This window comes from Pseudomonas oryzihabitans (assembly GCF_032027545.1).
GTDB lineage: Bacteria > Pseudomonadota > Gammaproteobacteria > Pseudomonadales > Pseudomonadaceae > Chryseomonas > Chryseomonas oryzihabitans_F.
Genome location: NZ_JAVSJB010000006.1, coordinates 156,868 through 183,312, shown reverse-complemented (window position 1 = coordinate 183,312; position 26,445 = coordinate 156,868). Strand labels below are relative to the sequence as shown.

General features: G+C 67.7%; 29 protein-coding genes and 1 riboswitch. Of the genes, 7 read left to right on the top strand and 22 right to left on the bottom strand.

The window, feature by feature from the left end; all coding sequences use genetic code 11:
* Nucleotides 1-19: 19 nt before the first annotated feature.
* Nucleotides 20-1,039, bottom strand: coding sequence for an NAD(P)-dependent alcohol dehydrogenase (locus RND78_RS12260; protein ID WP_312729084.1), 1,020 nt, complete (start codon nt 1,037-1,039; stop codon nt 20-22).
* Nucleotides 1,040-1,140: 101 nt separating this feature from the next.
* On the opposite strand from RND78_RS12260, the gene RND78_RS12255 reads away from it, so the two are divergent.
* Nucleotides 1,141-2,067 carry a LysR family transcriptional regulator gene (locus RND78_RS12255; protein WP_312729083.1) on the top strand — a complete coding sequence of 309 codons (927 nt, stop codon included), beginning with the start codon at nt 1,141-1,143 and terminating at the stop codon, nt 2,065-2,067.
* Between the two features lie 6 nt (nt 2,068-2,073).
* Here the strand turns inward: RND78_RS12255 and RND78_RS12250 are convergent, their stop codons facing one another.
* From RND78_RS12250 to cobO, 11 genes are all read right to left on the bottom strand, one after another.
* Nucleotides 2,074-4,224, bottom strand: coding sequence for an EAL domain-containing protein (locus RND78_RS12250; RefSeq protein WP_312729082.1), 2,151 nt, complete (start codon nt 4,222-4,224; stop codon nt 2,074-2,076).
* A 163-nt stretch (nt 4,225-4,387) separates the two neighbouring features.
* Nucleotides 4,388-5,119: an adenosylcobinamide-GDP ribazoletransferase gene (locus tag RND78_RS12245; protein ID WP_312729080.1), complete on the bottom strand. Its 732-nt coding sequence runs from the start codon at nt 5,117-5,119 to the stop codon at nt 4,388-4,390.
* The gene (locus tag RND78_RS12240; protein WP_312729079.1) at nt 5,119-5,670 is read right to left on the bottom strand and encodes a histidine phosphatase family protein; all 552 of its coding nucleotides are present in this window, start codon (nt 5,668-5,670) and stop codon (nt 5,119-5,121) included. The genes RND78_RS12245 and RND78_RS12240 overlap by 1 nt, the downstream gene beginning before the upstream one ends.
* Nucleotides 5,663-6,721: a nicotinate-nucleotide--dimethylbenzimidazole phosphoribosyltransferase gene (gene cobT / locus RND78_RS12235; protein ID WP_312729078.1), complete on the bottom strand. Its 1,059-nt coding sequence runs from the start codon at nt 6,719-6,721 to the stop codon at nt 5,663-5,665. The genes RND78_RS12240 and cobT overlap by 8 nt, the downstream gene beginning before the upstream one ends.
* On the bottom strand, nt 6,718-7,239 hold the full coding sequence (gene cobU / locus RND78_RS12230; protein ID WP_312729077.1) for a bifunctional adenosylcobinamide kinase/adenosylcobinamide-phosphate guanylyltransferase: 522 nt from the start codon (nt 7,237-7,239) through the stop codon (nt 6,718-6,720). The genes cobT and cobU overlap by 4 nt, the downstream gene beginning before the upstream one ends.
* On the bottom strand, nt 7,240-8,691 hold the full coding sequence (locus RND78_RS12225; RefSeq protein ID WP_312729075.1) for a cobyric acid synthase: 1,452 nt from the start codon (nt 8,689-8,691) through the stop codon (nt 7,240-7,242). It abuts the gene before it with no gap.
* Entirely contained in the window at nt 8,688-9,677 is a 990-nt protein-coding gene (gene cobD / locus RND78_RS12220) for a threonine-phosphate decarboxylase CobD (protein ID WP_312729074.1), read from the bottom strand. Before cobD ends, RND78_RS12225 begins: the two co-directional genes overlap by 4 nt.
* Nucleotides 9,670-10,578, bottom strand: a complete 909-nt coding sequence (gene cbiB / locus RND78_RS12215) for an adenosylcobinamide-phosphate synthase CbiB (protein WP_312729073.1) — start codon at nt 10,576-10,578, stop codon at nt 9,670-9,672. The genes cobD and cbiB overlap by 8 nt, the downstream gene beginning before the upstream one ends.
* Complete coding sequence (gene bluB / locus RND78_RS12210; protein ID WP_312729072.1) at nt 10,575-11,225, bottom strand: 5,6-dimethylbenzimidazole synthase; 651 nt, start codon at nt 11,223-11,225, stop codon at nt 10,575-10,577. The genes cbiB and bluB overlap by 4 nt, the downstream gene beginning before the upstream one ends.
* Nucleotides 11,222-12,520: a cobyrinate a,c-diamide synthase gene (locus tag RND78_RS12205; RefSeq protein ID WP_312729071.1), complete on the bottom strand. Its 1,299-nt coding sequence runs from the start codon at nt 12,518-12,520 to the stop codon at nt 11,222-11,224. The genes bluB and RND78_RS12205 overlap by 4 nt, the downstream gene beginning before the upstream one ends.
* Nucleotides 12,514-13,140, bottom strand: coding sequence for a cob(I)yrinic acid a,c-diamide adenosyltransferase (cobO, locus tag RND78_RS12200; RefSeq protein WP_312729070.1), 627 nt, complete (start codon nt 13,138-13,140; stop codon nt 12,514-12,516). Before cobO ends, RND78_RS12205 begins: the two co-directional genes overlap by 7 nt.
* Before the next feature lie 94 nt (nt 13,141-13,234).
* Nucleotides 13,235-13,430: riboswitch (cobalamin riboswitch) on the bottom strand.
* Between the two features lie 100 nt (nt 13,431-13,530).
* Between cobO and RND78_RS12195 the strand changes: the two genes are divergently transcribed.
* From RND78_RS12195 to RND78_RS12180, 4 genes are all read left to right on the top strand, one after another.
* The gene (locus RND78_RS12195) at nt 13,531-13,860 is read left to right on the top strand and encodes a four-helix bundle copper-binding protein (RefSeq protein WP_312729069.1); all 330 of its coding nucleotides are present in this window, start codon (nt 13,531-13,533) and stop codon (nt 13,858-13,860) included.
* Between the two features lie 148 nt (nt 13,861-14,008).
* The gene (locus RND78_RS12190; RefSeq protein ID WP_312729068.1) at nt 14,009-14,377 is read left to right on the top strand and encodes a YggL family protein; all 369 of its coding nucleotides are present in this window, start codon (nt 14,009-14,011) and stop codon (nt 14,375-14,377) included.
* Nucleotides 14,378-14,587: 210 nt separating this feature from the next.
* Complete coding sequence (locus RND78_RS12185; protein ID WP_312729067.1) at nt 14,588-15,421, top strand: metallophosphoesterase family protein; 834 nt, start codon at nt 14,588-14,590, stop codon at nt 15,419-15,421.
* A gap of 132 nt (nt 15,422-15,553) precedes the next feature.
* Nucleotides 15,554-16,171: a DedA family protein gene (locus tag RND78_RS12180; RefSeq protein WP_312729065.1), complete on the top strand. Its 618-nt coding sequence runs from the start codon at nt 15,554-15,556 to the stop codon at nt 16,169-16,171.
* Here the strand turns inward: RND78_RS12180 and RND78_RS12175 are convergent.
* The 9 genes from RND78_RS12175 to ttcA form a co-directional block, all read right to left on the bottom strand.
* A complete protein-coding gene (locus tag RND78_RS12175; protein ID WP_312729063.1) occupies nt 16,168-18,411 on the bottom strand; it encodes a xanthine dehydrogenase family protein molybdopterin-binding subunit in 2,244 nt (747 codons plus the stop codon). The genes RND78_RS12180 and RND78_RS12175 overlap by 4 nt on opposite strands.
* Entirely contained in the window at nt 18,408-18,890 is a 483-nt protein-coding gene (locus RND78_RS12170; RefSeq protein ID WP_312729062.1) for a 2Fe-2S iron-sulfur cluster-binding protein, read from the bottom strand. Before RND78_RS12170 ends, RND78_RS12175 begins: the two co-directional genes overlap by 4 nt.
* A gap of 2 nt (nt 18,891-18,892) precedes the next feature.
* Nucleotides 18,893-20,119: a cytochrome c gene (locus tag RND78_RS12165; RefSeq protein ID WP_312729060.1), complete on the bottom strand. Its 1,227-nt coding sequence runs from the start codon at nt 20,117-20,119 to the stop codon at nt 18,893-18,895.
* Between the two features lie 275 nt (nt 20,120-20,394).
* Nucleotides 20,395-20,715, bottom strand: coding sequence for a hypothetical protein (locus RND78_RS12160; protein ID WP_312729059.1), 321 nt, complete (start codon nt 20,713-20,715; stop codon nt 20,395-20,397).
* 54 nt (nt 20,716-20,769) lie between these two features.
* A complete protein-coding gene (locus RND78_RS12155) occupies nt 20,770-21,306 on the bottom strand; it encodes a C40 family peptidase (RefSeq protein ID WP_312729057.1) in 537 nt (178 codons plus the stop codon).
* 97 nt (nt 21,307-21,403) lie between these two features.
* Nucleotides 21,404-21,949, bottom strand: coding sequence for a C40 family peptidase (locus RND78_RS12150; protein WP_409457047.1), 546 nt, complete (start codon nt 21,947-21,949; stop codon nt 21,404-21,406).
* A 195-nt stretch (nt 21,950-22,144) separates the two neighbouring features.
* A complete protein-coding gene (locus RND78_RS12145; RefSeq protein WP_312729055.1) occupies nt 22,145-22,909 on the bottom strand; it encodes an NAD-dependent protein deacylase in 765 nt (254 codons plus the stop codon).
* Nucleotides 22,906-23,577 (bottom strand): DNA-3-methyladenine glycosylase I, encoded by a 672-nt coding sequence (locus RND78_RS12140; RefSeq protein ID WP_312729053.1) that lies wholly within the window; start codon nt 23,575-23,577, stop codon nt 22,906-22,908. Before RND78_RS12140 ends, RND78_RS12145 begins: the two co-directional genes overlap by 4 nt.
* Nucleotides 23,577-24,401: a tRNA 2-thiocytidine(32) synthetase TtcA gene (ttcA, locus tag RND78_RS12135; protein WP_312729051.1), complete on the bottom strand. Its 825-nt coding sequence runs from the start codon at nt 24,399-24,401 to the stop codon at nt 23,577-23,579. The genes RND78_RS12140 and ttcA overlap by 1 nt, the downstream gene beginning before the upstream one ends.
* 97 nt (nt 24,402-24,498) lie before the next feature.
* On the opposite strand from ttcA, the gene RND78_RS12130 reads away from it, so the two are divergent.
* Both RND78_RS12130 and RND78_RS12125 read left to right on the top strand, forming a co-directional pair.
* Complete coding sequence (locus RND78_RS12130) at nt 24,499-25,119, top strand: DNA-J related domain-containing protein (protein ID WP_312729049.1); 621 nt, start codon at nt 24,499-24,501, stop codon at nt 25,117-25,119.
* On the top strand, nt 25,004-25,639 hold the full coding sequence (locus RND78_RS12125) for a SprT family zinc-dependent metalloprotease (protein ID WP_312729047.1): 636 nt from the start codon (nt 25,004-25,006) through the stop codon (nt 25,637-25,639). Before RND78_RS12130 ends, RND78_RS12125 begins: the two co-directional genes overlap by 116 nt.
* A gap of 46 nt (nt 25,640-25,685) precedes the next feature.
* Here RND78_RS12125 and RND78_RS12120 read toward each other — a convergent pair whose 3' ends face one another.
* Nucleotides 25,686-26,423, bottom strand: a complete 738-nt coding sequence (locus RND78_RS12120; protein WP_312729045.1) for a dienelactone hydrolase family protein — start codon at nt 26,421-26,423, stop codon at nt 25,686-25,688.
* Nucleotides 26,424-26,445 lie beyond the last annotated feature (22 nt).

Below are 26,445 nucleotides of genomic sequence, written 5' to 3'. Positions count from 1 at the left end.
CGGCTTCGTGCTGTTCGGCTCACTCCATCCGCACCACCACCTTGCCGAAGGCGCCGCGGGCCAGATGCGCCAGGGCCGCAGGTAGATCGGCCAGGGCGTATTCGGCCGCCACCACGGGCGTGATGCCTGCCTGGTCGATCCAGCGCACCAGGTCTTCCAGTCCCCGACGGCTACCCACGCCGACGCCCTGGATGCGGGCCCGCTTGGCGAACAGCGTCGCGCAGGGGACCTGCAGCTGGAAGCCATCCAGCACCCCGACCATGGCGATCACTCCGCCCGGCGCCAGGGTATCCAGCGTCGGACCCAGATCACCGCCAGCGACCTCCACGGCGAGATCCACACCACGGCCACCGGTAGCCTGCCAGACCTCCTCGGCCCAATCGGGACGATCACGCGCCACCACTCGCTGGATGCCCAGGGCCTGCGCCCGGGCGCGCTTCTCGGCGCTGGCGCTGGTCAGCACCACCTGGGCGCCAAGGCTCAGCGCGAGCTGGGCAGCGAACAGCGCCACGCCACCGCTACCCTGCACCAGCACCCATTGGCCCGCCCGCAGCCGCCCGACCTCCAGCAGGCTGTGCCAGGCAGTGAGACCGGCGCAGGTCAGGGTGCTGGCACCGACGTCGTCCAGGGTCTCCGGCGCAGCGACCAGATTGTCCTCGTGCATCACCACGTATTCGCCCAGTACACCAGGCAGCTCCGCGCCGCCGAAGGCCGCATCGGGCGCCCGCCCCGGCAGGGGCTCGTCTAGCCAGTGGCGCCAGAAGGTGTTGATCACCCGCTGGCCGAGCCCTACCCGGCGGACGCCTGCCCCGAGTGCCACCACCTCGCCAACCAGATCCGAACCGGGCACCAGGGGAAAATGCAGCGGGCTGCCCATGCCGTTCTCCAGCACCAGGCGGTCGCGATAGTTGAGGGACACCGCTCGCACCCGAACCAGGACCTCCTGAGCAGCGGGCGGCGGAACGGTCGCTTCGACCAGGTGGAGATGGGCGGCGCCATAGGCATGCAACTGCCATTGCCGGGCGGAGATCGGACGCATGGGAATTTCCTCGGTGAGTAGTTCCCCCAGCTTATTGAATAGCCCTACGCGCCAGTTGCGCGATAAACTCTCAAGACTGAATAACCAAACACGACAATCCCATGATCAGAGCGGATTCCCTAGGCGGCATCGCCGCCTTCGTCCAGGCCGTGCAGTCGGGCAACTTCAGCAGCGCGGCACAGCGGCTGCATCTTTCCCGCTCGGCGGTCGGCAAGGCGGTAGCCCGCCTGGAAGAACAGCTGGGCGTCCAGCTTTTCCAACGCACCACGCGCAGCCAGACACTCACGGCGGAGGGCGAGCTGTTCTATCAGCGCTGCCTGCGCATCCTGGCCGAGCTGGAGGGCGCCGAGGACGAACTCGCCGGAGGCCTGAGTCCACGCGGACGGCTACGGCTGAGCATGCCGGTGCTGTTGGGCCGCCGCTGCCTGGCGCCGATCCTGCTGGAGCAGGTCGAGCGCTGGCCCGACCTGCGACTGGAGCTCTCCTTCAACGACCGCAAGGTGGACCTGTTGGAGGAAGGTATCGACCTGGCCATCCGCAGCGGTCCGCTGGATGACACACCCGGTCTGCGCAGCCGCAGCCTGGGACGACATTTAATGGTGGTCTGCGCGGCACCCGCCTGGCTGGCTCGCCACGGCACACCGCGGAGCCTGGACGAACTGGCGCAGCAGCCGGCAGTACTCTATGGCCGCGGGGCTCAGGGGGCGAGCTGGGCCTTTCAGGACGCCACGGGCAAGCTGCTCGAGATCCGCCCACCGGCCCGCCTGCTCCTGGACGATCTCGAGGCCATGCTCCAGGCGGCTTGCCGGGGGCTCGGTGTCACGCGTCTGCCGAGCTGGCTGGTCGACGCAGCGCTGCGCGAAGGCGAACTGGTGGCCCTCACCTTCGCCGAGCGTGCCCAGCCCATCGAGATCCAGGCGATCTGGCCGGCCATGCGACAACTGCCCTTGCGGGTGCGTCTGGTGCTGGACGAACTGGTGGAACGTTTGCCACCGTTGCTTGGCAGAGCAGCGGTCAGCCAGCCCTGAGCCTTGTCAGGCGGGCACCGCCCAGCGCCCCTGATGCGCTCCGTACCAGGCCTCGAAGGTCTCCCAGGGCATGGGACCGGCCACCAGCAGGCCCTGCAGCTGGTCGCAGCCCAGGGCTGCCAGCAAGGTAGCGGCCTCGGGTGTCTCCACCCCTTCGGCCACCACCCGCAGGCCGCGCAGCTGACCCAGCTGGACCAGCAGGCGAATGACCTCCTGATCACCCGGCAGCTGGGAGTGCTCGATGAATTGCCTGTCGATCTTCAATTCGTCGATGGGAAAGCTGCTCAGACAGGCCAGCGAGGAATGCCCGGCGCCGAAGTCGTCCAGGGCCAGTTCGAAGCCCATCGCCTTGAGTTGCCGCAGGCAGTCGAGCACCTGGACCGGATTGCTCATGGCGCGGGACTCGGTGATCTCCAGGCAGAAGTTCCGGGCGATGGCGCCGGTATCGTCGAGCAGGCGGCCGATGCGGCCGATGAAGGCCGGATGTTCGAGATCCAGCAACGACAGGTTGACGTTGAGCGTGAGCGAGCCCAGTGGCCAATCGCGCTGCAGCCGCATGCAGCGCTCGAGAATCCAAAGGGTGATGTCGCAGATCTTGCGGCTCTGCTCGGCGATGCCGACGAAGACGTCCGGCCCGAGCAGGCCGAGTTCCGGGTGCTGCCAGCGGATCAGCACCTCGGCACCCGCGATGCGACCGTCCGCCAGGGAGATCTTCGGCTGTAGATAGAGCCGCAGCTGATCGTGATCCACGGCCAGGTCCAGGGCATCGAGCAGGGCGATGCCGAGCTGGCGCTGACGCTCCTGTTCCGGATCATGGAAGGCATAGGGCAGCTGCCGTCGCCGGGCCTCCTGCAGGGCGGTCTCGGCGTTGGCCAGCAGCGCCTCGGCGCCCTCGCCATGCTCGGGATAGCAGGCAATGCCGAAGGTGATGCGCAGGGAGACGCGCTGACTGCCGCTGACGACCGGTTTTTCCACCAGGTTGCGCAGGGAGAGCAGCGCCGCCTCGGCGGAGCCGGCATCGAACCAGGGCAGCAGGAGCACGAAGGTGTCGGCGCCGATCCGGGCGACGCCATTCTCCTCCGGTGCCGCTACCCGGAGGCGCCGGGCCAGATGGCGCAGGATCTTGTCGCCGCCCTCCTGGCCGAGCAGTTCGTTGATGTTGCGGAAGTTGGCGACATCCAGCAGCAACACGGCGAAGCGCTCCGCGGGCGCCCGCTCGATGCGTTGGCGGAGTTCCAGCACCAGGCGAGTCTGGTTGGGCAGCCGGGTCAGCATGTCGCGGAACGCCAGCTGGCTGATGCGGCGCTCACGGGCCGCCAGGGCGGCGCCCATCTGGTTCATGGCGCGACCGAGGCGGCCCACCGGATCGCGCCCCTCCTTGAGCCCGAGCTGGTAATCACCGTCGGCGATGCGCTCGGTGGCCTGCCCGAGGCGCAGCAGGTAGCGGTTGAGCGCTCCCGCCAGGATGCGCGCGACCAGCGCACCCAGGGCGAAGATGAGCACCCCGATGAGCAGCGATTCCAGCAGCGCCGAGCGCTCCGCCGCTGCTATGCCTTCCATGAACATGTCCGCCCCTATGACGACTACTTGCCCGTCCCGGCCGGGAACGGCCAGGAACAGCGAACGAAAGTTACCGAAACCATCCTGGTATTCGGCGAAACGGGGTTGGTGATCGGTGAATACCGCGCGCAGCTCCGGCGGCGCCTGGTCGTAGACCTGGCGATAGTTGCCGTAGTAGCCGATGCGGATATCCTCCTCGCTGGCCGAATCCATGATGAAGCGGAACTCGTCGCCGTCCTCGACGAAGGCGTAGAGCGCTGCCAGGCCAGCCTTCTGCGCATAGCGATCGAGGGTCACCAGGGTACGGTGATAGCGCTGCGGGTCGGCCTGCGAGGGGTCCTGCAATTGCGCCAGGTAGTCCTCGCCGAGGATCTCGGGCAATGCCAGGGCTGCGCTCATCAACCGGTAGTCGATACTCTGGCTGCTGGCGTCGCGTGCCTGGCGATAGCTGTGCAGGGTGAACAGCGTGGTGCCCAGCGCATCCACCAGGATGAAGGCCAGGAGAAACTTGGCGAACAGACTGCGAGGCTTGAAACGAAGGCGGGGCTCGGCGGCAATCTCCTTGGCCGAATCCGCGCGGGAATACGCACCGGGCATTAGGGCTCCTTGTCCTGCTGACGACGACTCCGTCTGGACCCGCGCGTTTCTAGGTGGCGGTCCCACCAGGGCGACACCACGGGCCTTCATAGCGGTTAAAGGGGCACGGTTCAAGGCGCATGGTCGCAAAATCCCCGCCATTTCACAGTTGTACCAGGTATTTTCAGCACAAGGTCAAGGCGAGGGTGACCAGCACACCGGTTTCGCATAGCTCCAGCAGGGCCCCAGCGGTGTCGCCGGTGGTGCCGCCCAGGCGCCGGCGGAGGGCCCGGCGGCCAAGCAGCGCAACCGCGGCGGTGGCGATCAAGGCGAATCCGCCGAGGGGCAACGCCAGCAGCAGCGCCGCTCCGCCGAGCAATACCCCGCGCAGGGTCGCCCGCGGCAGGTGGCGACTGAGCAGTTCACCGAGTCCGCCCGGGCGGACGTAGGGCGTGGTCAACAGCAGCCAGGGCAGCGCCAGACGACCGGCCAGGGTGGCCAGCCACAGGCAGGCGGACGACTGCGGCAGCAGCACGACCAGGGCGCTCCACTTGAGCAGCAGGGTCAGCAGTAGCGCCAGCACGCCCATGGGGCCGCAGGTCGGATCCTTCATGATCGCCAGGGTGCGTTCGCGATCGCCATAGCCGCCGACCCAGGCATCGACGGTATCGGCCAGGCCGTCCAGGTGCAGGCCGCCGGTAAGGATCACCCAACCGGCCAGCACCAGCGCCGCCTGCAGGAAAACCCCGCCCCCCGCCCCCAACCAGGCGATCAGGCTCAGCAGCCCCCCCAGTAGCAGGCCCACCACCGGATACCAGAGCACGGAGCGGCCCACGGCCTCCGGCGGCGGCATCCCCGGCAGCCGAACCGGCAGGCGGGTGAGGAATTGCACGGCGATCAGCAGCGGCAGGGGCATCAGCAGGGCTCCAGCATCAGCGCTTGCAGGGTCGCGTAAGGGGCCTCGACCTGCAGCAGGTCCCTGGGCGCGAGACCGCGCTGGCGTGCCAGCAGCAGGCGGATCACGCCGCCGTGGGTGACGATCAGGCTGCGCTGTCCTTGCAGCCGCGGCCGCCAGCGCGCCATGGCGCCCAGCACCCGTTCGGCGAAGGCGGCCACCGGCTCGCCTTCCGGCGGGGTATGCGCATAGGGATCGGCCCAGAACCGTCCCAGGGCCTCGGCCTGGTCCTGCATCAGGTCGGCCGCGCTGCGGCCTTCCCAGTCACCGAAGTCGAGTTCGCGTAGATCGGGTTCCAGCACCAGCTCGGCGCCCTGCTCCGCCGCAAGCCACTCGGCGAAGCGGGCGCAGCGCTGCTGCGGCGAACTCAAGATCAGGGCGAAGGCCGGCTGCGCGGCAACCGCCTCGCGCAGCTGCGCCCAGCCCTGCTGCGACAACGGCGGATCGAGGCGCCCGCGAAAGCCTTCGGGACCCTCGGTGACGCCATGGCGCAGCAGCCAGCAGTCAGTCATGGGCACGGTCGGAGACGCTGGCTTCGGCGAAGGTGGCCATCTCGCTGTGCAGGCGACAGGACAGCTGCAACAGCGGGACCGCCAGGGCGGCGCCGCTACCCTCGCCCAGGCGCAAGCCCAGGTCCAGCATGGGCTCGCCGCCCAGGGCCAGCAGCACGGCGGCATGACCGGGTTCGGCGCCGCAGTGGGCGAAGAGCAACCAGTCGCGGATATCGGGTTGCAGCCGCAGGGCACAGAGCGCCGCCACCGAGCAGATGAAGCCGTCCACCAGTGTCGGCAGGCCCTGCTGGGCGCAGGTCAGGTAGGCGCCGGTGAGGGCCGCCAGCTCGAAGCCACCCAACCGGCGCAGCAATTCGTAGGGGTCCTGCAGGGCTTCGCCGTGGCGCAGCAAGGCGCGCTGGATCACCGCGACCTTGCGCGCCACGCCGCTGGCGTCCAGGCCGGTCCCCGGGCCGGCCAGGGCCTGGGGCGAGGTGTCCAGCAGCACGCTGGCCAAGGCACTGGCGGCGGTGGTGTTGCCGATGCCCATCTCGCCGCCGATGAACAGGTCGGCGCCGCGCGTCCGGGCGCGCAGCACGGCATCGCGGCCGGCCTGCAACGCGGCCTGGCACTGCTCGTGGGTCATGGCCGCGGTCAGGGTGAAGTTGGCGGTGCCGAGCCCCAACGGCAGGTCGATCACCCCCGGTAGCGCTTCCAGGGGCGTGACGGTACCCAGGTTGACCACTTCCAGGGTGGCGTCGAGTTGCCGGGCCAGCACGCTGATGGCAGCCCCGCCACGGACGAAGTTGCGCACCATCTCGGCGGTGACCGCCTGCGGATAGGCCGAAACGCCCTCCTCCACCACCCCGTGGTCGCCGGCGAAGACGGCGATGGCGGTGCGCTCCAGCACGGGCCGGGGGGTGCCCTGCAGGGCGGCCATCTGGATCGCCAGCGCCTCCAGGTCGCCGAGCGAGCCGCTCGGCTTGGTCAGGACCGCCTGCCGCTGGCGCGCAGCCTCGGCGGCGGCGGTATCGGGTTGGCGGCAGGGTCCTTGCCACCAGGGCATGCTCATAGCGGGGTTCCTTTGAGGGTCAGGGGTAGTCCGGCGACGGTCAGCACCACGCGCTCGCAGCGCGCGGCCAGGGCCTGATGCAATTCGCCGGCGGCATCGACGTAGCGCCGCGTCAGCTCACCCAGCGGGACGACGCCCAGGCCGGTCTCGTTGCTGACGAGGATGAGGCGGCCAGGTAACTGCGGCACGGCATCGAGCAGTTCGGCGCAGGCGCGGTCGAGACGCTGGGGATTGTCGAGCAGCAGCAGGTTGGTCAGCCAGAGGGTAAGGCAATCCACCAGCAGGCAGGCGTCCGGCGCGGCCAGGGCGCGCAGCCGTTCGGCCAGCGCCAGCGGCTCTTCCACCAGCGCCCAGTGCGCAGGGCGCCGTGCCGCATGACGCTCGATGCGCCGGGCCAGTTCGGCGTCGCTGCCGCCGGCGGTGGCAATGTAGGTGACGGCGAGGCCGGACTGAGCGGCCAGGCGCTCGGCCAGGGCGCTCTTGCCGGAGCGAGCGCCACCGAGGATGAGTTCGCGCATCTAGAGCTCGCAGAGGGCGCGCAGGCGCCCGGTATCCAAATGATGGTCGACCAGATCAGCCAGGCGCTCAAGATCGCGCTCGCGCAGCGCGTGGTAATCCAACAGCTGCGGTTCGGTAAGCCCTGCCCAGCGCAACAGCGCGACGCTGGCGGCAGGCGACTCGAACAGGCCATGCAGATAGGTGCCCAGCACCTGGCCGTCGTCGCTGAGGCTGCCGTCGACCCGGCCATCGACGAAACGCAGCACCGGGCGCTCCAGCGCCGGGCCCTGGCTGACACCCGCGTGGATCTCGTAACCGCCGACCTCGGCCCCGCCGTCACACAGCCAGCCACGCACATTGCGCAGTTGCTTTTCCGCCGCCAGCTCGGTGGTCATGGCCAAGAGCCCCAGACCGGCGCTATCACCTGGCGCCCCCTCCAGGCCGAGGGGATCAGCGATGCGCTCGCCGAGCATCTGGAAACCGCCACAGAGGCCCAGTAACCGGCCGCCGTATCTCAGATGACGGGCGATGGCGGTGTCCCAGCCCTGGGCCCGCAGGAAGGCCAGGTCGCTGCGCACGCTCTTGGAACCGCCGAGGATGATCAGATCCGCGGCGGGCATGCTCTCACCCTGGCGGACGAACAGCAGCTCCACCTGGGGATGCAGGCGCAACGGGTCGAAATCGGTGTGGTTGCTCAGCCGCGGCATTACCGGCACGGCCACCCGCAGGCGCGGGCCCCGCTTGGCGACCTGACCGGTGGCCAGGCGATCCTCGGCTTCCAGGTGCAGGTCGTGGAGATAGGGCAGCACCCCGAGCACCGGCTTGCCGGTGCGCGCCTCGAGCCAGTCCAGCCCCGGTTGCAGCAGGGCCAGGTCGCCGCGGAAGCGATTGATGATGAAGCCGGCGACGCGCGCCTGCTCGCTGGGCTCCAGCAGCTCCAGGGTACCCACCAGATGGGCGAAGACGCCGCCGCGGTCGATGTCGGCCACCAGCAGCACGGGGCAATCCACCGCCTCGGCGAAGCCCATGTTGGCGATGTCGCCCTGGCGCAGATTGATCTCGGCCGGCGAGCCGGCGCCTTCCACCAGCACCACCCGATACTGTGCCGACAGCCGTGCATGGGAAGCCAGCACCGCTTCGCGGGCTATCGGCTTGTAGGCGTGGTAGGCCTTGGCGTCCATGCTGGTCACGGCGCGGCCATGGATGATCACCTGGGCGCCGACGTCGGTGTTGGGCTTGAGCAACACCGGATTCATGTCGGTGTGCGCAGCGAGTCCGCAGGCCTGGGCCTGGACGGCCTGGGCCCGCCCGATCTCACCACCGTCGGCAGTCACGGCGCTGTTCAGCGCCATGTTCTGCGGCTTGAAGGGCACCACGCTCACGCCCTGGCGATACAGCCAGCGGCATAGCGCGGCCACCAGGGTGCTCTTGCCGGCGTCGGAGGTGGTGCCCTGCACCATCAAGGTACTCATAAGGAACTCCGGTAGCGGGCCAGCCCCTGCTCCAGCCGCTGCCAGCCGGACTCGTCGGCAGGCAAGCCGAATCTCAGGGCACCCAGGTCGGGAAACAGCCGGGTGAAGACCGCTTGGCGCGCCAGGTGTTCATGCAGCGCAGCGGCGTCTGGGCGGCGCAGCAGCTGGAACAGGGCGCACCCGCCGCTGGGCGGCAGATGGTGGGCGGTGAGCAGCGTCGCCAGTCGATCACCGGCCTGGAGCAACACCTGGCGCTGGCGCTCATGAGCCGCGACATCTGCTAGCACCTGCCGGGCGAGATGGCGACTCGGGCCATTCACCGTCCAGGGGCCGAGGTGCTCGTCGAGGCGAGCCAAGAGATCGGGCGCAGCGAGCACGAAGCCCAGGCGCAGGCCAGCCAGGCCGAAGAACTTGCCGAAGGAGCGCAATACGATCAGCCCGGGCAGATCGCTGTAGGGGGCCAGACTCAGGCCTGGCGTCGCGTCCATGAAGGCCTCGTCGACCACCAGCCAACCGCCACGACGTTCGAGTCGGCCGTGCCAGTCCAGCAGCCGCGCGGGCGGCAGTTGCAGCCCGGTGGGATTGTTGGGATTGACCACCACCAGGACGTCGAGCGAATCGAGTCCGGCCACGATCTGCTCCTCATCCAGCTCCCGTACCTCGTGCCCGGCACGACGCCAGGCCAGGGCATGCTCGGCGTAACAGGGGGCGAGTACCGCGACCCGCGAGGGCGCACGCAAGGTAGGCAGTGCCTGGATGGCGGCCTGGGAACCCGCCACCGGCAAAACGGCGGGTGCACGGTAGTGGGCGCAGGCAGCTTCCACCAGGCCATCGTCGGGCTCGGGCAGGCGCGCCCAGGCGCTCGCCGGGATCTCAGGCAGCGGCCAAGGCCAGGGCGCGAGGCCGGTGGACAGGTCCAGCCAATCGTCCAGGGGAATGTCGTAGGTGCGCGCCGCGCGGCGCAGTCGACCGCCGTGCTCAAGCAAGCAGCAACCCTCCCAGGGCGATCAGCGCGGTCCATAGCCAGGCGCCGCGGCGTACCAGCGTGAGGGCGCGGGTGATGGCGAGGAAAGTTGGCGCGGGGCCACGGCCCAGCAACGGGCGCTCGTGCCACTCACCGTGGTAGCGCGCCGCTCCACCCAGGCTCACGCCCAGGGCACCGGCACCGGCCGCCATCACCGGACCGGCGTTGGGGCTGTCCCACAGCGGCGCCTGGGTGCGCCAGCATTCGATGGCGTTCCAGAAGCGGCCGTGGCAGGCATAGGTCAGGGCGACCAGGCGTGCCGGGATATAGTTGAGCACATCGTCCAGCCGCGCCGCGGCCCAACCGAAGCGCTCCAGGCGCGGGGTGCGATAGCCCCACATGGCATCCAGGGTATTGGCCAGGCGATAGAGCACCACGCCAGGCGCGCCGAGCAGGGCGAACCAGAACAGCGCGGCGAAGACGGCATCGCTGCCATTTTCCAGTACCGATTCGGTGGCGGCGCGGGCCACGGCGGTCTGGTCCAGTTCGCTGGTTTCACGACTGACCAGATAGCCGACCCGGCGCCGCGCCTCGGGCAGGTTGTTGCGTTGCAGGGCGCGCGCCACCGGCTCGGCATGCTCGCCCAGGCTGCGTAGCCCGATGGCCAGGTAGAGCGCCAGCGGCTGGATGATCCAGGCCAGCCAGCCGATCTGGCAGAGCAAGGCGGTGAGCAGTACCCAAGGCAGCACGGCCAGGCTCCAGGCCATCACCCCGTGGCTGCGCCAGCCGCGGCCGCCAGGATTGAAGCGGGCTTCGAGGCTCTCGGCGAAACGGCCGAACAAGACCAGCGGATGGGCACGACGCGGTTCGCCGAACAGGAGGTCGAGCAGCATGCCGCAGACGACCGCGAAGGCCAGCATCATGGCTTCTGGCCCCACCGATTCTCGAAGACCAGCTCTTCCAGGGGGCGGCCTTGGCGCCAGCCCTCTTCTTCCAACATCGGCCGCTCATAGAAGGCTTCGACCGGACCCAGGCAGAGAATGGCCGCCGGTTGGGAGCCCTCGGGCATCCCCAGCAGGCTGCGCACGGCGTCGGGCTCGAACAGCGATACCCAGCCCATGCCCAAGCCTTCGCAGCGCGCCGCCAGCCAGAGATTCTGGATAGCGCAGGACAGCGAGGCGAGGTCCATTTCCGGCAGGGTCCGGCGGCCGAAGACATGGGCCTCACGGCCGTCCATGAGGGCCGCGACCAGCACCTCGGCGCAGTCGAGGATGCCCTGCACCTTGAGTTTCATGAACTCGTCGCTACGCTCGCCAAGGGCCTCGGCGGTCGCGCAACGCTCCTCTTCCACCAGCTCGTGCAGGCGCTGGCGCAAGGCCGGATCGCTGATGCGCAGGAAGCGCCAGGGCTGCATCAGCCCCACGCTGGGCGCGTGGTGTGCCGCGCTCAGCAGGCGGGCCAGTTGCTCGGCGGGCACCTCGCCACCGCAGAAATGGCGCATGTCACGGCGCTCGGCGATGGCTCGGTAGACAGCGGCTCGTTCGGCGGGGGTATAGGGCGTCGTGGTCACGGCTTGAACATCGCAGCAGCCGCGGCGGGTGCCGACGGCATGTAGAAGTGAATATAGCTGGCGGTGAGGCGACCGTCGCGGTAGACCGCCTCGGCCACTGCCTTGCCATTGGGGCACAGCCCACGCGCCCAGGGCGCCGCGGGAGACTCCAGGGCGGAATGGTGATAGGTGTGGCCGCGCAGGGTGCCCTGCGCGAATTCCACCGACTGCAGGGCCAGGGCGGTCAGCCGTGCCTGCATCCGCGCGCTGCCCGGCAGCAGGCCGAGCATGGCGACGGATTCCCCAGTCTTGTCGGTCAGCTCATCGAGCAGATAGAGCATGCCGCCGCACTCGGCCAGGATCGGCTTGCCCGCCGCATGGTGGGCGCGGATGGCCGCGCGCATGCCGAGGTTGTTGGACAGCGCCTGCAGGTGCAGCTCGGGATAGCCACCGGGTAGATAGAGGCTATCCACCGCCGGCAAGGTCGGGTCCGTCAGGGCGGAGAAGAAGGTCAGCTCGGCGCCCAGGGCACGCAGGAGATCCAGGTTGGCCTGATAGAGGAAGGCCAGGGCAGCGTCCCGGGCCACGCCGATGCGTACGCCAGCCAGCAGCGGTGCCACGGCGGTCGGCTCCGGCGCGGCGAAGGCCACCGGCGGCGGCAATTCGATGTCGGAACTGGCGGCCAGGGCATCGGCGGCCATATCGAGGCGGCGATCCAGGTCGGTGACCTCGTCGGCCTGGATCAGCCCGAGATGGCGACTGGGCAGTTCGATGCCGGCATCGCGTGGCAGGCTGCCGAAGAAGGTCATGCCCGCCGGCAGGCTGCCACGGATCAACTGGGTCTGCCGCGAACTGCCACTGCGATTGGCCAGCACCCCGGCGAAGGGCAGGCTCGGCCGGTAGTGGGCCAGGCCATAGGCCAGGGCGCCAAAGGTCTGCGCCAGACCCGCCGCGTCGATCACCCCCAGCACCGGTACGCCGAAGCGCTCGGCCAGGTCTGCCGCCGAGGGTTGACCATCGAACAGCCCCATGACGCCCTCGATGAGGATGAGATCCGCCTCCCCCGCCGCTTCCCACAGCAACCGCCGGCTCTCCGCCTCGCCGATCATCCACAGATCGAGTTGGTAGACCGGCGCGCCGCTGGCACGGGCAAGGATCATCGGATCGAGGAAGTCCGGGCCGCACTTGAACACCCGCACCCGTCGCCCCTGGCGAGCGTGCAGCCGGGCCAGGGCGGCGGTGACGCTGGTCTTGCCCTGGCCGGATGCCGGGGCGGCGATCAGCAGCGCCGGGCAATGTCGCACTGGGCCTACCATTCGATGCCCTGCTGGGCGCGGACGCCGGCCTGGAAGGCATGCTTGACCAGGCTCATGTCGGTCACGGTATCGGCGGCCTCGACCAGCGCCGGCGGAGCGCCGCGCCCGGTGACCACCACGTGCTGGTGCGCGGGGCGTCCGGCGAGATCGGCCAGCACCTGGTCCACGTCCAGGTAGCCATGCTTGAAGGCGATGTTGAGTTCGTCCAGCAACACCAGGCCGATGGCCGGGTCGCGCAGGAGTTCCACCGCCACCGCCCAGGCCGCAGCGGCCGATTGCAGGTCGCGGGCACGGTCCTGGGTGTCCCAGGTGAAGCCTTCGCCCATGACGTGGTAGCGCACCTCCTCGGGGAAGCGCTTGAAGAAAAGTTGCTCGCCGGTATCGCGACGGCCCTTGATGAACTGCACCACCCCCACCTTCATGCCATGGCCGAGGGCGCGTGCCGCCATGCCGAAGGCCGAGCTGCTCTTGCCCTTGCCGATGCCGGTATGCACCAGCAGCAGCCCGCGCTCGTCCTGGGCTTCGGCGATGCGCGCGTCGATCACCGCCTTCTTGCGCATCATGCGCGCCCGGTGGCGCTCGTCACGCTCGTCGCTAGGGGTATCGGGGGTGTCGGTCATGGCGGTTCTCCGGGTGCGGGCGCGGCGGAGAAACGGGCAGAGACGCCGCCCGCGCAAGACAGGTGACGCCGCCGCGCGACGCCCTCCGCATCGCCGAGATGAACGCAAGCGTGGCCGGTCTCCGGGCTGGTGAGTCGATACCCTGGGGCATCCGCTGCGCCCCTTCCCGGCCGGGGCCAGTGGGTGTCGCGCAGCTACTACTCAACTACCGTTGCGGGGGCAGCGCCGGCTCGACCGGCTTCCCTGTTTCACCCCGGCTCAGGCGGGGCACCACGTGCAAGGGCGCAGGGTACGGACTAGCCGGGAGAGCGTCAATCGATCGCGGGGGCCGAACTCGGCGCCTGGTCCATCGGTCCACCCAAGACTCGCCAAACCATCAGGAGCTACCGGATGACCGATGCCACTCTCGCCGCCTGCATCAAGGCCTGCCTCGATTGCGCCGCCGCCTGTGAAACCTGCGCCAGCGCCTGCCTGGGCGAAGCCAATCTGGACATGATGCGCGACTGCGTGCGGCTGGATCGCGATTGCGCGGACGCCTGTCGCCTGGCCGCCACCTTCATGCAACGCGGCAGCGACCGCCTCGCCGAAGCCTGCGCCCTATGCCTGGCCACCTGCCGCGCCTGCGCCGCGGAGTGCGGCAAGCACAAGGCCGACCATTGCCAGGCCTGCGCTCGCGCCTGCGAAGCCTGCGCCGAGGCCTGCGCGGCCATGGCGGCCTGAGGCCGTCAGCGCTCACCCTGCGCCGGGGCTGCGCGCCTGGGTCGCAGCCCAATCAGCCGGTTCGAGCGCTCACCCGGCGGGCGGCATTGGCATTACCCGCCACGCCAGGGATAATGCCCGCCCTTTCATCGATATCCAGGCCTTCGCCATGACCGATACCAACCAAGATCCCCGTTTGAGCCGCATGAAGCGTCGCCTGCGCAAGAAGCAGTACCTGGGCGAGTTCCAGGAACTGGCCTTCGAAATCAAGGTGAGCTTCAAGAACGAACTCAGCGAAGACGATCTGGACACCTTCCTCGGCGACTTCATCGACTACGTCGAAGAGCGCAAGCTGGACTACATCGGCGGCTTCGACAACGCCTGGGTCGAAGGCACCATCATGGCCAACAAGCGCTACACCTCGCCCACCGACGAAGACCGTGCCGCGCTGCTGGATTGGCTGAAAGCCCGCGCCGAAGTCGGTGAAGCCAATGCCTCCGAACTGCATGACGCCTGGCATCACGACGGCGAAGTCTAAGAGCCTATCCAAGGCTGCTGCGCGTCGGCCAAACGGCGTTAAAATGGCTTCGGAATGCTCATTTACCACTCGTAAACTCCGCTTCCTCAGCAATTTTTGCCTTGTTTGGCTCTAGCTCGCGAGCCTTGGAAAAGCCTCTGACTAGCCTTCGCTGGATAGCTTGGCGCCCGTTGCGGTCGTAAAGGGGAATCCGTTGGAAACCAGGTCCTCATGACGACCCTCCTGCAAATCTCCGATACCCACTTCGGCACCGAGCAACCCGCTGTGGTCGCGGCCCTGGAGGCCCATGTCCGCGAACACGGCGCCGATGTCCTCATCCTTTCCGGGGACATCACCCAGCGCGCCCGCCGCGAGCAATTCGCCGCCGCCAAGACCTTCGTCGAACGCCTGGAAGGCTACGGCATTCCTCGTACCCTGGTGATCCCAGGTAATCACGACCTACCGCTGTACAACGTCTTCGCCCGTTTCCTCGCCCCCTACGGCAACTATCGCCGGCATTTCGGCGACGACCTCGAACCCAGCTTCGAAAACGACGAACTGCTGCTGATCGGCCTCAACACCACCGCCCCGCAACGCCACAAGGATGGCGCGGTGAGCCCTGAGCAGATCGAGCGCGTGGCCGAACGCCTGCACCGCGCCGGACCCGCCAAGCTGCGCATCGTCATCGCCCACCAGCCCTTCGGCGCCCTCGAACTCAGCGACCTGAGCAACCTGCAGCACAACGCCGACCAGGCCTTGGCCACCTGGGCCAACGCCGGACTGGACCTGGTGATGGGCGGGCACATCCACCTGCCCTACGTCCTGCCCTTGAGCCGCCAGTACCCCGCCCTGCCGCGCGAGATCTGGATCGTCCAGGCCGGCACCGCCCTCTCTTCCCGCGTGCGCGGCACCTCGCCCAACTCCTTCAATCGCTTGCTGGTCGGTGCAGGCGCGGACAAGACCGTGGACGTGGAGCGCTGGGATTTCCAGGGCGACCGTTTCGTGATCGGCGAACGCCACGAATTACGCTGGCAGGCGACCCAAGACGCCCTGGCCGCGACCTGAGGCGCTCGTCTGGGCCGGTCTATTGCGGGCTCCTGCGCACTTTCGGCAATGGAAATTGATTCAAGCTGTTGAAACGGCTGGTAGACCCTGGGTACCGCGTAGTCTTAGGACTTTCGGCAGGAGAGGCCACCCATGGAATCCTTGACTCAATCGCTGCTCGGTTTCATCGAAACCCACCAGGCCTGGGCGCCGCTGATCGTCGGTCTGCTCGCCTTTGGCGAGTCCCTGGTCCTGCTCGGGGTCTTCATCCCGGCTACGGCGCTCATGCTGGTCGTCGGGGGCCTGGCCGGCTCGGGCGTGCTGGCGCCGGTACCGCTGGTGCTGGCCGCCATCATCGGCGCCATCCTCGGCGACATCTGCTCCTACGTCATCGGCCGCTGGCTAGGTCCCAGCATCGTCCACCGCCCGCCCTTTCGCCGTTATCGCAAGCAGGTGGCCCGGACCCGGCTATTCTTCCGGCGCTATGGGTTCTTCGCGGTATTCGGCGGGCGCTTCCTGACCATGATCCGCAACACCGTGCCCCTGGTGGCCGGGATGATGGCCATGAACCAGCTGCGCTTCCAATCGGCCAACGTGCTCTCGGCCATCGTCTGGGCGCCGCTGATGATGGCGCCGGGGTATCTGGCAGCCAAGGGCGTCGACCACTTGAGCTTCGCCGGCAACGAAACTTTGTGGATCGGTGCCGGCGTGGTGGCCCTGCTGGGTGCGGGTGGGGTGCTGTTCTTCAAGCAGCGGCTGAGACGCGCCTAGACGTCGGCCAGCGCCGCGAGCAGGCGCGCTTGGGTCAGGGGCACCTCGCGCAGGCGCACACCGGTGGCGGCGGCTACCGCATTGGCGATGGCCGCCGGAATAGCCGCCGTGGTGGCCTCCCCGGCGCCTACCGAGGGTTCTTCCGGGCGGTCGAGCAATTCCAGTTCCAGCTCGGGCAACTCGGTGAAGGTCAGCGGTGGATAGGCGCCCCACTCCAGGCTGGTCACCCCCTGGTGATCGAACTGCACCGCCTGCTTGAGGGTGCGGGCGATGCCCTGCACCACGCAGCCTTCCAGCTGGTTGCGCAGGCCATCGGGATTCACGATCAGCCCGCAATCATGGGCCACAACCACCCGGGTGACGCGGATACCGGCTGGCCGACTCACCGCCACCTCCACCACCGCCGCCACATAGGCGTTCTCGTTTTCGTAGCGCAGGAAAGCCAGGCCCTGTCCGGTTGCGGGAGTGCCGTCCCAGGCGGACTTGCGCGCCGGCGCCGGTTGCCAACCGGCCTTGGCCGTGGCGGCCTGCAGCACCGCCCGCGCCCGCAGGTCCTGCAGATAGCGCAGGCGGAACTCGAGGGGATCGACGCCCGCGGCCAACGCCAGCTCGTCCATGAAGGATTCGTTGGCGAAGGTATTGCCGACCGCTCCCAGGGCACGCAGGGCCGAGGGCCGTAGCGGCGAATCGCCAGCCTCCAGCCAGTGGGTCGCCACCTGGACGTTGACCAGGTCGTAGTCCAGCGGCGCATTGCGGTTGCCACCACCACGACCGCCCTTGAGCGGCAGGTTGTAGGCCAGCTGCCCGGCGAGCAGCGCTGCCGCGCCGGTCTGGCCATTCGGCCGGGTCAGATGGGTGGGCGTCCAGTTGGCGAAGCGCCAGGCGAGCAGATCGCCTGCGGCACTCAGGCCGCCGACCAGGCGCATCAGCATCGCCGGGCCCTTGGGATTCCAGCCATGCTCGTCGGCGCGACTCCACTGCACCCGCACCGGCCGACCACACAGCTTGGACAGCAACGCCGCATCGGCGGCGGCGTCATCCGCGCCATTGTGGCCGTAGCAACCTGAGGCCTGCTGGTAGATGACGTGGATGCTGTCTTCCGGCAGCCGCAGGAGCTCGGCCAACGCCGCGCGCAGCTGATAGACGCCCTGGGTGCCGCTCCAGACGGTGGCACCGTCGGCGCGCACGTCCGCCACCGCACAGGAGGGGCCGATGGAGTCGTGGTTCTGGTAGGGCCAGCGGTACTCCGCCGTCAGCCGCTGCGCCGCGTTCTGCAGCTCCTGCTCGACGTCGCCCACCTCCTGCTGGACGTCCGCCGGGCCACCCTTGGCTTCCAGATGCGCATAAAGCTCGCCCGGCAGCGGCATGTCCGGCACCAGGCTCCAATCCACCCGCAGCGCCGCCGCCCCTTGCCGCGCCAGCCATGGCTGCTCCGCCAGCACGGCAACGAAGGCGCCTTCGTAGACCAGCTGCGTCCCCGCAGGCAGCGCGCTGGCATCGATGCCACGGATGCTCACGCCCGCTAGTCGTGCCGAACCGGTGCACGGCGGGCGTACCACACAGCCGTGCAGCATGCCGGGCAGGCGCAGGTCATGGACGTAGTCGAAGGTGCCGAACAGCTTGGCGGGGATATCCTCGCGCGGCACCGAAGTACCAACCAGGCGATAATCCTTCACGGCGCGGGTCCGCACGGCCTGGTTGACCAGCCGTCCCAAGGGCCGCCCACCGACCAGCTCGCCATAGCTGACGAAGCGCCCGGTGGGATCGCCGCGATACACCACGCGCCCGTCCACCGTATCCACCACCGCCAGGTCCAGTCCTAGCCGACGTGAGCCCTCCAGGAACAGGAACTGCCGCGCGCTGGCAGCCGCTTTGCGCAACTGGGCGCCGCCCACCTGCAGACTCTTGCTGCCGGCGGTGATGCCCTGGTCCGGGGTCAGCCGGGTATCGCCCTGGATCAGCCGGGTGGCGCTGAAGGCCACACAGAGTTCCTCGGCCACGATCTGCCGCAGCGCCGTGCTGACCCCGGTGCCCAGCTCCACTTTGCCGCTGTAGACGGTGACCTGGCCCTGGGCGTCCACCGCCAGCCAGGCATCCAGCTGACGGGCATCGAGGGTCTTGGCCAGGCTGGCGGCATCGCTCGGCGGGGGCAGCAGCTGGGCAGCGACCGGTCGCTGCAGACTGAAGCCCAGCAGCAGCACGGCGCTACCGCCGAGAAAGCTCCGCCGCGACAGTGTCATGCGGGTGCCTTCCCGTCGCGCAGGAGCAGCGCCGCCCGCTTGACCGCGCGGAGGATGCGATAGTGGGTGCCGCAGCCGCAGAAGTTGGCCGCCAGGGCCTGGCGGATCTGGGCGTCGCTCGGCTCGGGGACTCGTTCGAGCAGGGCCTTGGCGGTCATCACCATGCCCGGGATGCAATAGCCGCACTGGGCCGCCTGCTCCTCGATGAAAGCCTGCTGCAGCGCATGGGGCGCTTCCGGCGTTCCCAAACCTTCCAAGGTGAGCAACTCCCGCCCAACGAAGGAGGTTGCCGGCAACAGGCAGGCGCGTACTGGCTTGCCATCCACCAGTACCGTGCAGGCACCGCATTCGCCCAGGCCGCAGCCAAATTTCGGGCCCTTGAGCCCCAGCTCGCCACGCAGCGCTTCCAGCAGGGGCATCCGCGGATCGACATCCAGCGACCGTATCTCGCCGTTGACCCTGAGTTCGATGGCCGCCACCGCTATTTCTCCTGTTTCCGCGCCGCCGCCACGTCCTCGGGACGGAGTTCGGCAGCATGGCCGCCGAAGCGGCGACCTATGTAGTTGGCCAGGTCGGCGAGCTGCTGGTCACTGAGCAGATCGCGATAGGCCGGCATGAAGGCATGCTCGCTGCGGCCCTGGCGGTCGATCCCGTCGAGCAGCACCCGGATCAGGTTGGTTCCCGCCGGGTCGCGCACTGCCGAATAGTTGCTGAAGGATCTTGGATAGGGCCCCGCCGGTCCCCGGTCGTCTGGCGAATGGCAACTGGCGCAGGCCGACTGCAACAGCGCAGCGCTTTCCGTCTCGACAACGCTGAGTGATCCGCCCTCCCCGGGTGGCTGCACCTCGGCGCGCGCAGGCACCGCGCCGGGCTTGGCCGGCAGCGTTCGCAGGTAGGCGACCAGGGCACCGAGATCGGCATCGTTCAGATAGCGGGTCCCGCCACTCACCACCTCGGCCATGGGCCCCGCCGCCACCGCCTCGCCCCGCTGATGGCCTTCGCGCAGGTAGCTGGCGAGTTTGGCGTCGCTCCAACCACCGAGGCCGCGCTGATCGGTCGTGAGATTCCAGGCGGTCCAGCCCTGCTGGGTCGCCCCGGCATAGGCGCGATCTCTGTCCAGCCCCTGGCTCCAGGTGCGTGGCGTATGGCATTCTTGGCAATGTCCGACCGCCTCGGCCAGGTAGGCGCCACGCGCCACCTTGGCATCCGCCAGGGCAGGCAGCGGACCCGGCGTGAAATTCAGCCATTTCCAGCCGCGGATCAGGGCGCGCTGATCGAAGGGAAAGCGCAAGGCATTGGCCGGCGGCGCATAGGCGACCGGCCGCTGCACCTGCAGGAAGGCGAAGATGGCCGTCACGTCCTCATCGCTCAGGCGGGTATAGGCTGTATAGGGAAAAGCTGGATAGAGTTGCTCGCCATTCCGCCCGCGGCCCTGGTGCAGCGCACCGCGAAACTCCTCTACCGTCCAGCCACCCAATCCCTGCTGGCGATCCGGGGTGATATTGCTCGAATAGAGCCGACCGAAGGGGGTGTCGAAAGCGACACCCCCGGCGAAAGGCGCGCCGTCAGGCCGGGTATGGCAGCCCTGGCAATTGCCCAGGCGGGTCAGGTACTCGCCACGCGCCAACGTCGTCTCGTCCGCCCGCGCCAGGCCGACTGTAGACAGAAGCAGGGTGCCCGCCAGACACGACAGGGCAAGGGATCTCATCGGCTTTCCTTCTGAGCGCGAACCGGGCGACCGATTCCGTCTGGTTTTCCCCATCCTAATCGGCAAGCCGTCCGCCTGCGGTACTCGACCCCGGAGGTGAGATGCAGGCAACAATTTGCGCACGCGCCATGACGTCCAGCTTTACAAACCCAGGCGATGCATCCACCTCCGGATGCCTGGTACCCCACTCCAGCCACCGTCCGCCGCGCGGCGCGGCGTAACCACCGGACAAGACGGGACCACGGCACAATCTCGATATATAGGGGTGGTATTATTTAGCGTTTTGGCACAAAGCCATCGGGCTTGGCTGCCAGCCAGTCGACGAACTGGCGAATACGAGCGTCGCTCAGCAAGGACTCGCGACTGTTGTATTCCAGTGCCAGGGTCTTTTCGTCGAAGGTCTGGTGGATGTGGTTGTGGCAAGGTCGGCAGACCCAGAGGGTGGCGGTGATGCGGCTGATGCGATCGAACTTCTTGCGCACGTAGGCCTTGTCGTGCAGCGAGCGAGGGATCAGGTGATGACGGGTGAGCGGCGCCGCCCGACCGCATAGCTCACAACGAGCCGGCTGGGGCGGCAGACGTATCGCCTGGGGCATGCGGGGCTCCGCGCGGGCTGGATGCTCATTCGAGCGGCCCGAGCAGAACGGGGTTCAATAGCCGCCGGCAAGACTCGGCGTGACCAGCACCCGCTTGGCCTGCAGATAGCTCTTTTGCCAGTAGGGCTTGGCCAGGCTGTCCAGCCGCACCGTACCGCCCGTGCGCGGCGCATGGACGAAGCGCCCCTCGCCCACGTAGATGCCGGCGTGGCTCACTTCGCGTCCGCCCGCCGTGGCGAAGAACACCAGATCGCCCGGCTGCAGGGCGTTGCGCGCCACGTTGGGCGAACCCAGGGTAATCATCTCGCGGGTCGAGCGCGGCAGGGTGACACCCGCCGCATCGCGGTAGACATAGCCGATCAGGCCGCTGCAGTCGAAGCCGCCGGCCGGGGTGTTACCACCATAGCGATAGGGCGTCCCGACCAGGCCAATGGCCCGGAAGAGCACGTCGTTGGCCGCCTGGGCCTGGCTTTCGAGCAGCGGACGGGAGACCACCGGCGCGGTCGGCGCCGGCTGCTGGGGCGGGCTACCGGCGCAGGCGGCCAGCAGCAGAAAGGCACAATACAATCCTAGGCGAGCCGCCTGCGGCATGGATGAGATCCTTAGTTGTCCATCGATCACCGTCGGCCTGCCACGCAGCACCAACGGGTCCTCGCGGCCTACCGGGCGAATATCGCGACAGTAAACCTCAGCGCAGTACGCGCTTGCCTTCCAGGAAACTCACCTTCCAGTACTGGTCGTCCAGGCTGTCCACCCGCACTCCCCCGCTTCGACGGCTGGAGGAATGGATGAACTTGCCTTCGCCCATGTAGATACCAGTGTGACTGACCCGGCCACGGCCGTTGCTATTGAACAGCAACAGATCGCCGGGTTCCAGATCGTTCTTGCTGACTACCGGTACCTGGAGGTCGATGATTTCGCGCGTGGAACGCGGCAGCTTCATGCCGGCCCGCTCGCGGAACACGTAATTGACGAAGCCGCTGCAATCGAAACCGGCCAGGGTGCTGCCACCCTTGCGATAGGGCGTACCGACCAGCTGGGTGGCGCGGTTGAGAATCTGGTCAGCCAGATTCGGCAGTGCCTGACGCGGACCGACCTCACGATCCCAGTCGAGCCGACGCGGCGACTGGCTGTGGGGGAACGGCTGGCGTGGCTGCGCACCCTCGGCCTCTGCGGCCGCTGGCTCCAGGCCGGTCGAAGTGCCGAGCGTGCCATGGAGAGCGGCGGTCTGCACAGGCTGAGAAGCGGTGGAACGAGCTTGGTCAACGACGGCGTCGGAGGACTGCGGAGCGCTCGCGCACGCGGCGAGCAGGCAGACCAGCGTCAGGGGCACGAGGGGTGCGAGGCGATTCCTTGGCATGGGCACGACCGTGTCGTTTTTTCAAAGTTTCGCCACCTTGCCGACCTGAGTCACAGTTGGCAAGTTTTTTTAGCCGCCGATGTGACTCAAAAGCCGAGGAAGGACGTCTACGGCCCTTTTTCTCACCTGAACGGTCGCCAGACCGCTCAGCGCCGAACGGTCCGGATTGACCTCGATGAGGTCGCCGCCAAGGGCAAGGGTACGCCCCACCGGCTCCTGGATGTAGGCGAAGGCGGCCGTGGTGCCCACTGCGATTACCAGGTCGAACCCCGAGGCCAGCGCCTCGTGCAGGCGCTGCAACTCACCACCGGGCAACGCCTCTTCGAAGAGCACCACCGGTGGTCGCAAGATACCGCCACAATCCGGGCACCGCGGCGGTAGCGGTCCCGCCAGGCAGGCCCCGGCATCCGCCACCGGCCGCGCGCAAGCCAGGCAGGCCAGCGGCTCCAGTTGGCCATGGATCTCGATCAGCCGCTCGAGTGGGAAGCCCGAGCGGCGATGGAAACCATCGATGTTCTGGGTCAGCACCCAGCTCCCGGCTTCCCGCTGGCCGAAGTCGGCGATCGCCTGGTGCGCCGCATTGGGCGCCGCCGCGGCGCAGGCCCGCCCCAGTTGGGCGAGATAGCGCCAGCAGACCTCGGGACGCTGCCGCAGCATACTGCCGGACAGCGCCGTCTCGATGGGAATCCCCTCGTCGGTGAGACCGTTGTACAGACCGCCCAGGCCTCGATAGGTCGGCAGGCCGGAATCGGCAGAGAGTCCCGCCCCGGTGATGAATAGCACCCGTTCGGCGCGCTCGAGCAGTCGCCGGGCACGCCCCAGGGCGTCGCTCAATGATTCACCGTGTGGGCGAGCATCACCGACAGCTGGCACAGCGGCCGCCCACTCTGCTCCCGCCAGAGGTTGAAGGCTTCCTGCATCTTCTGCCGGTCACGCTTGGCGGTGGGTGCCTTGTCGAGGACGTTCTGCGCCTTGAGCGCCGCGACCACGTCGTCGGTGGCGACGAAGGTGTCCTTGCCGGCCATGCGCAGGAAGCGTTGCGCCGACAGACCGCCCAGCTGGTTGCCGCGCTTGGTCAGCAGCTCCCACAGCCCGACGATGTCCTGTTCCGGCCACTCGGCCAGCAACTGGCCGAAGCTGCCGTGGCTGCGCTGGAAATCGAGCACCATCTGGGCGTTGAGCGGCACACTGCGCAACTTGCCGAGGTGCCGGATAAGCCGGGCGTCCTGCATCAGCCGCTCCAGGCGCTCGCCACCCATGAGCACCACCTTCTCTGGATCGAAGCCGAAGAACACCTCCTCGAAGGCCGGCCATTTGGCATCCACCAGGCTGTGCTTGAGCCCGGCACGGAAGATGCGCCGGGTCAGCAGCGACAGGTAGCGATCGTCGCCCAGTCCCCTCAGGGTAGCGGCGTCCACCGGTTGCGGCAGGCGCGCCTCCAGAGCGGCCGGTGAGCCGAATCTATTGACACAGTATTCCAGCAGCCAGGCGTAATCCCGCATCAGAGATTCATCACCTGGACGAAGCGCGGCGTGGCGCTGTCATCGATCTTGAGACTGGCGAAGTCGAACAACTCGCGATCAGCCAGTTGCGACGGCACCACGTTCTGCAGGGCACGGAACATGATCTCGGTCCGCCCCGGCGTCTTGCGCTCCCACTCCAGCAGCATCTCCTTGACCACCTTGCGCTGCAGGTTTTCCTGGGAGCCACAGAGGTTGCAGGGAATGATGGGGAATTCGCGCAGTACGGCGTAGGCCTCGATGTCCTTCTCGCTGCAATAGGCCAGCGGGCGGATCACCACATTGCGGCCATCGTCGGCGCGCAGCTTGGGTGGCATGGACTTGAGGGTGCCGCCATGGAACAAATTGAGGAAGAAGGTTTCTACCATGTCATCGCGATGATGGCCGAGCGCCATCTTGGTGGCACCGATCTCGTCGGCGAAGGTATAGAGAATGCCCCGACGCAGGCGCGAGCACAGCGAGCAGGTGGTCTTGCCCTCCGGGATCTTCTCCTTCACCACGGAATAGGTATCACGTTCCAGAATGTGGTACTCGACCCCCAGTTCCTTCAGGTACTGAGGTAAAACGTGCTCAGGAAAGCCCGGCTGTTTCTGGTCGAGGTTGACCGCCACGATCTCGAACCGGATCGGCGCGACCTTCTGTAGATAGAGGAGCATGTCGAGCAGGGTATAGCTGTCCTTGCCACCGGACAGGCAGACCATCACCTTGTCGCCGTCCTCGATCATGTTGTAGTCGGCGATGGCTTCGCCGGTAAGACGGCGCAGGCGTTTCTGCAGCTTGTTCTGGTTGACCGAAAGGGTGCCCATGGATGAATCCGCGAAAGGAAAAAACGAAAGGCCGGCATTTTACGCGCAAAGCGCTCCGCGCCCTACCCCGAACGTCAGCCAGGAGCGACCAGCGACCATGAGCGATGCCCAGGATCTCATGGCGGCGCTGCACCGTGAGTTGTTGCAGGCCCGCAACGGTCTGTCCGAATACGAGTTGTTGCAGGCCTTGCGCCGGGCAGGCTCCCCGCTGGTGCCGCCGCGCCCGGTCACCGACAACTACGAACTCTTTCGGCTGCACTTCCGGGTCTTCAACGCCCTCTACCAGCTCCGTGATCGACTGCGCGCCGAACAACGCGCCGAGTTGCTCATCAGCGCGCTACGCATCGAATTGCGCCCCTACCTGCGCGCCAAGGCCGGCCTGACGGTGGCCGATCCGCTCAGAGCCTACTACCTGGATCTCACCCACCTGGAGACGACCACGCCCGAAGACGTGGCGAATCTGCTCAATCACTTCTGGGCCCTGGTGAATGGTGAATCCGAGCTACTGGAGGCCTTGCGCCTGCTCGGCCTGGACCGCTCGGCCGATTATGGCCAGATCCGCCGTCGCTATCGGCAACTCGCCAGCCGGCATCATCCCGATCATGGTGGCAGCACCGGGCGTCTGCAGGCCATCAATGCCGCCATGGATACGCTACGACGCCACTACGGTCATCAGCCGACCGCGGACGCTAGGGCACAGGCACGGGCTTCGGCATAATCGACGGCCGCGCCAGAGGTTGCCCATGCCTGAACAACTCCATGCCCGGGTCGAAGACTGCTATCGGCAGGCCGAGGCCTTCTTCAAACGCCGCTTCTCCCGTCCCGAAGTCAGCCTGGCCTTGCGCGGCCAGCGCGCGGGCGTTGCCCATCTCACCGAGAATCGACTGAGATTCAACAAGCTGCTCTATCAGGAAAATCGTGCCCACTTTCTCGAACAGACCGTGGCCCACGAGGTGGCGCATCTGGTGGCGCACCAGCTGTTCGGTGGCGCCATCAGGCCCCATGGCGAGGAATGGCAACTGATCATGCGTGGGGTCTACGGACTGCCGCCGGATCGCTGTCACACCTACGAACTGCCGCAGCGGACGCGCACCCTCTACCTGTATCGCTGCAGTTGCCCGGATGGTCGCTTCGAATTCACCGCCCAACGGCACGCCCTGGTACGCAAGGGGCGTCGCTATCTCTGTCGACGCTGCCGAGCGCCGCTGGACTTCACCCAGGAAGTCATCCAAGGCTGATACCTGCCGGATCCTGGAACGGCTCCGGCAGGTATAAGGCCAAGGCTCAACCCTGAGCGAAGACTTCGTCGAACAGGTTGTGCATCGCCAGGAAGGCGCGCTTGGCCACCACCGGGTGGTACTGCTGCTTGCCAGGGTTATTGGCCTCGGGATCGGTGAAGGAATGCACCGCGCCGCCATAGCTCAGCAGTTGCCAATCCACCTGGGCGGCATCCATCTCCTGGCGGAAGCCAGTGAGTTGCTCGTCGGGCACCAGCGGATCGGACGCACCGTGCAGAATCAGCACCGGACCGGTGATACGGGTGGCATCGGCTGGCGTCGGGGTATCCAGATTGGCGTGGAAGGTCACCACGGCGCTCAGGGGCGCACCGTCGCGAGCCAGTTCCAGGACCGCGCAGCCACCGAAGCAGAAGCCGATGGCAGCGATCTGATGGACGTCCACCGCGGCCGTTTCCGCTTGGGCGACCAGCGCGGCATAGGCCGCCTGCATGCGCTGACGCAGCAGGCCACGATCGGAACGGATCGGCATCATGGCGGCCAGGGCTTCGTCGGCGTTCTGCGGACGAACATTACGGCCATAGAAGTCGACCACCAGATAGGCCAGGCCATCGGCCTCGGCCAGTTGCTTGGCCTGCTCCACGGCGCCATGGGAAACCCCCATCCAGTTGGGCGCAAGCAGCACGCCCGGGCGGGTGGGCGTGCCACTGGTGGCATACACCAACTGGCTCTCGAACGTCTGGCCATCGATTTCGTAGGAAACGGGTTTTACAGTGACATCGACCATGGGGTCCTCCGGAGGGTGAAAA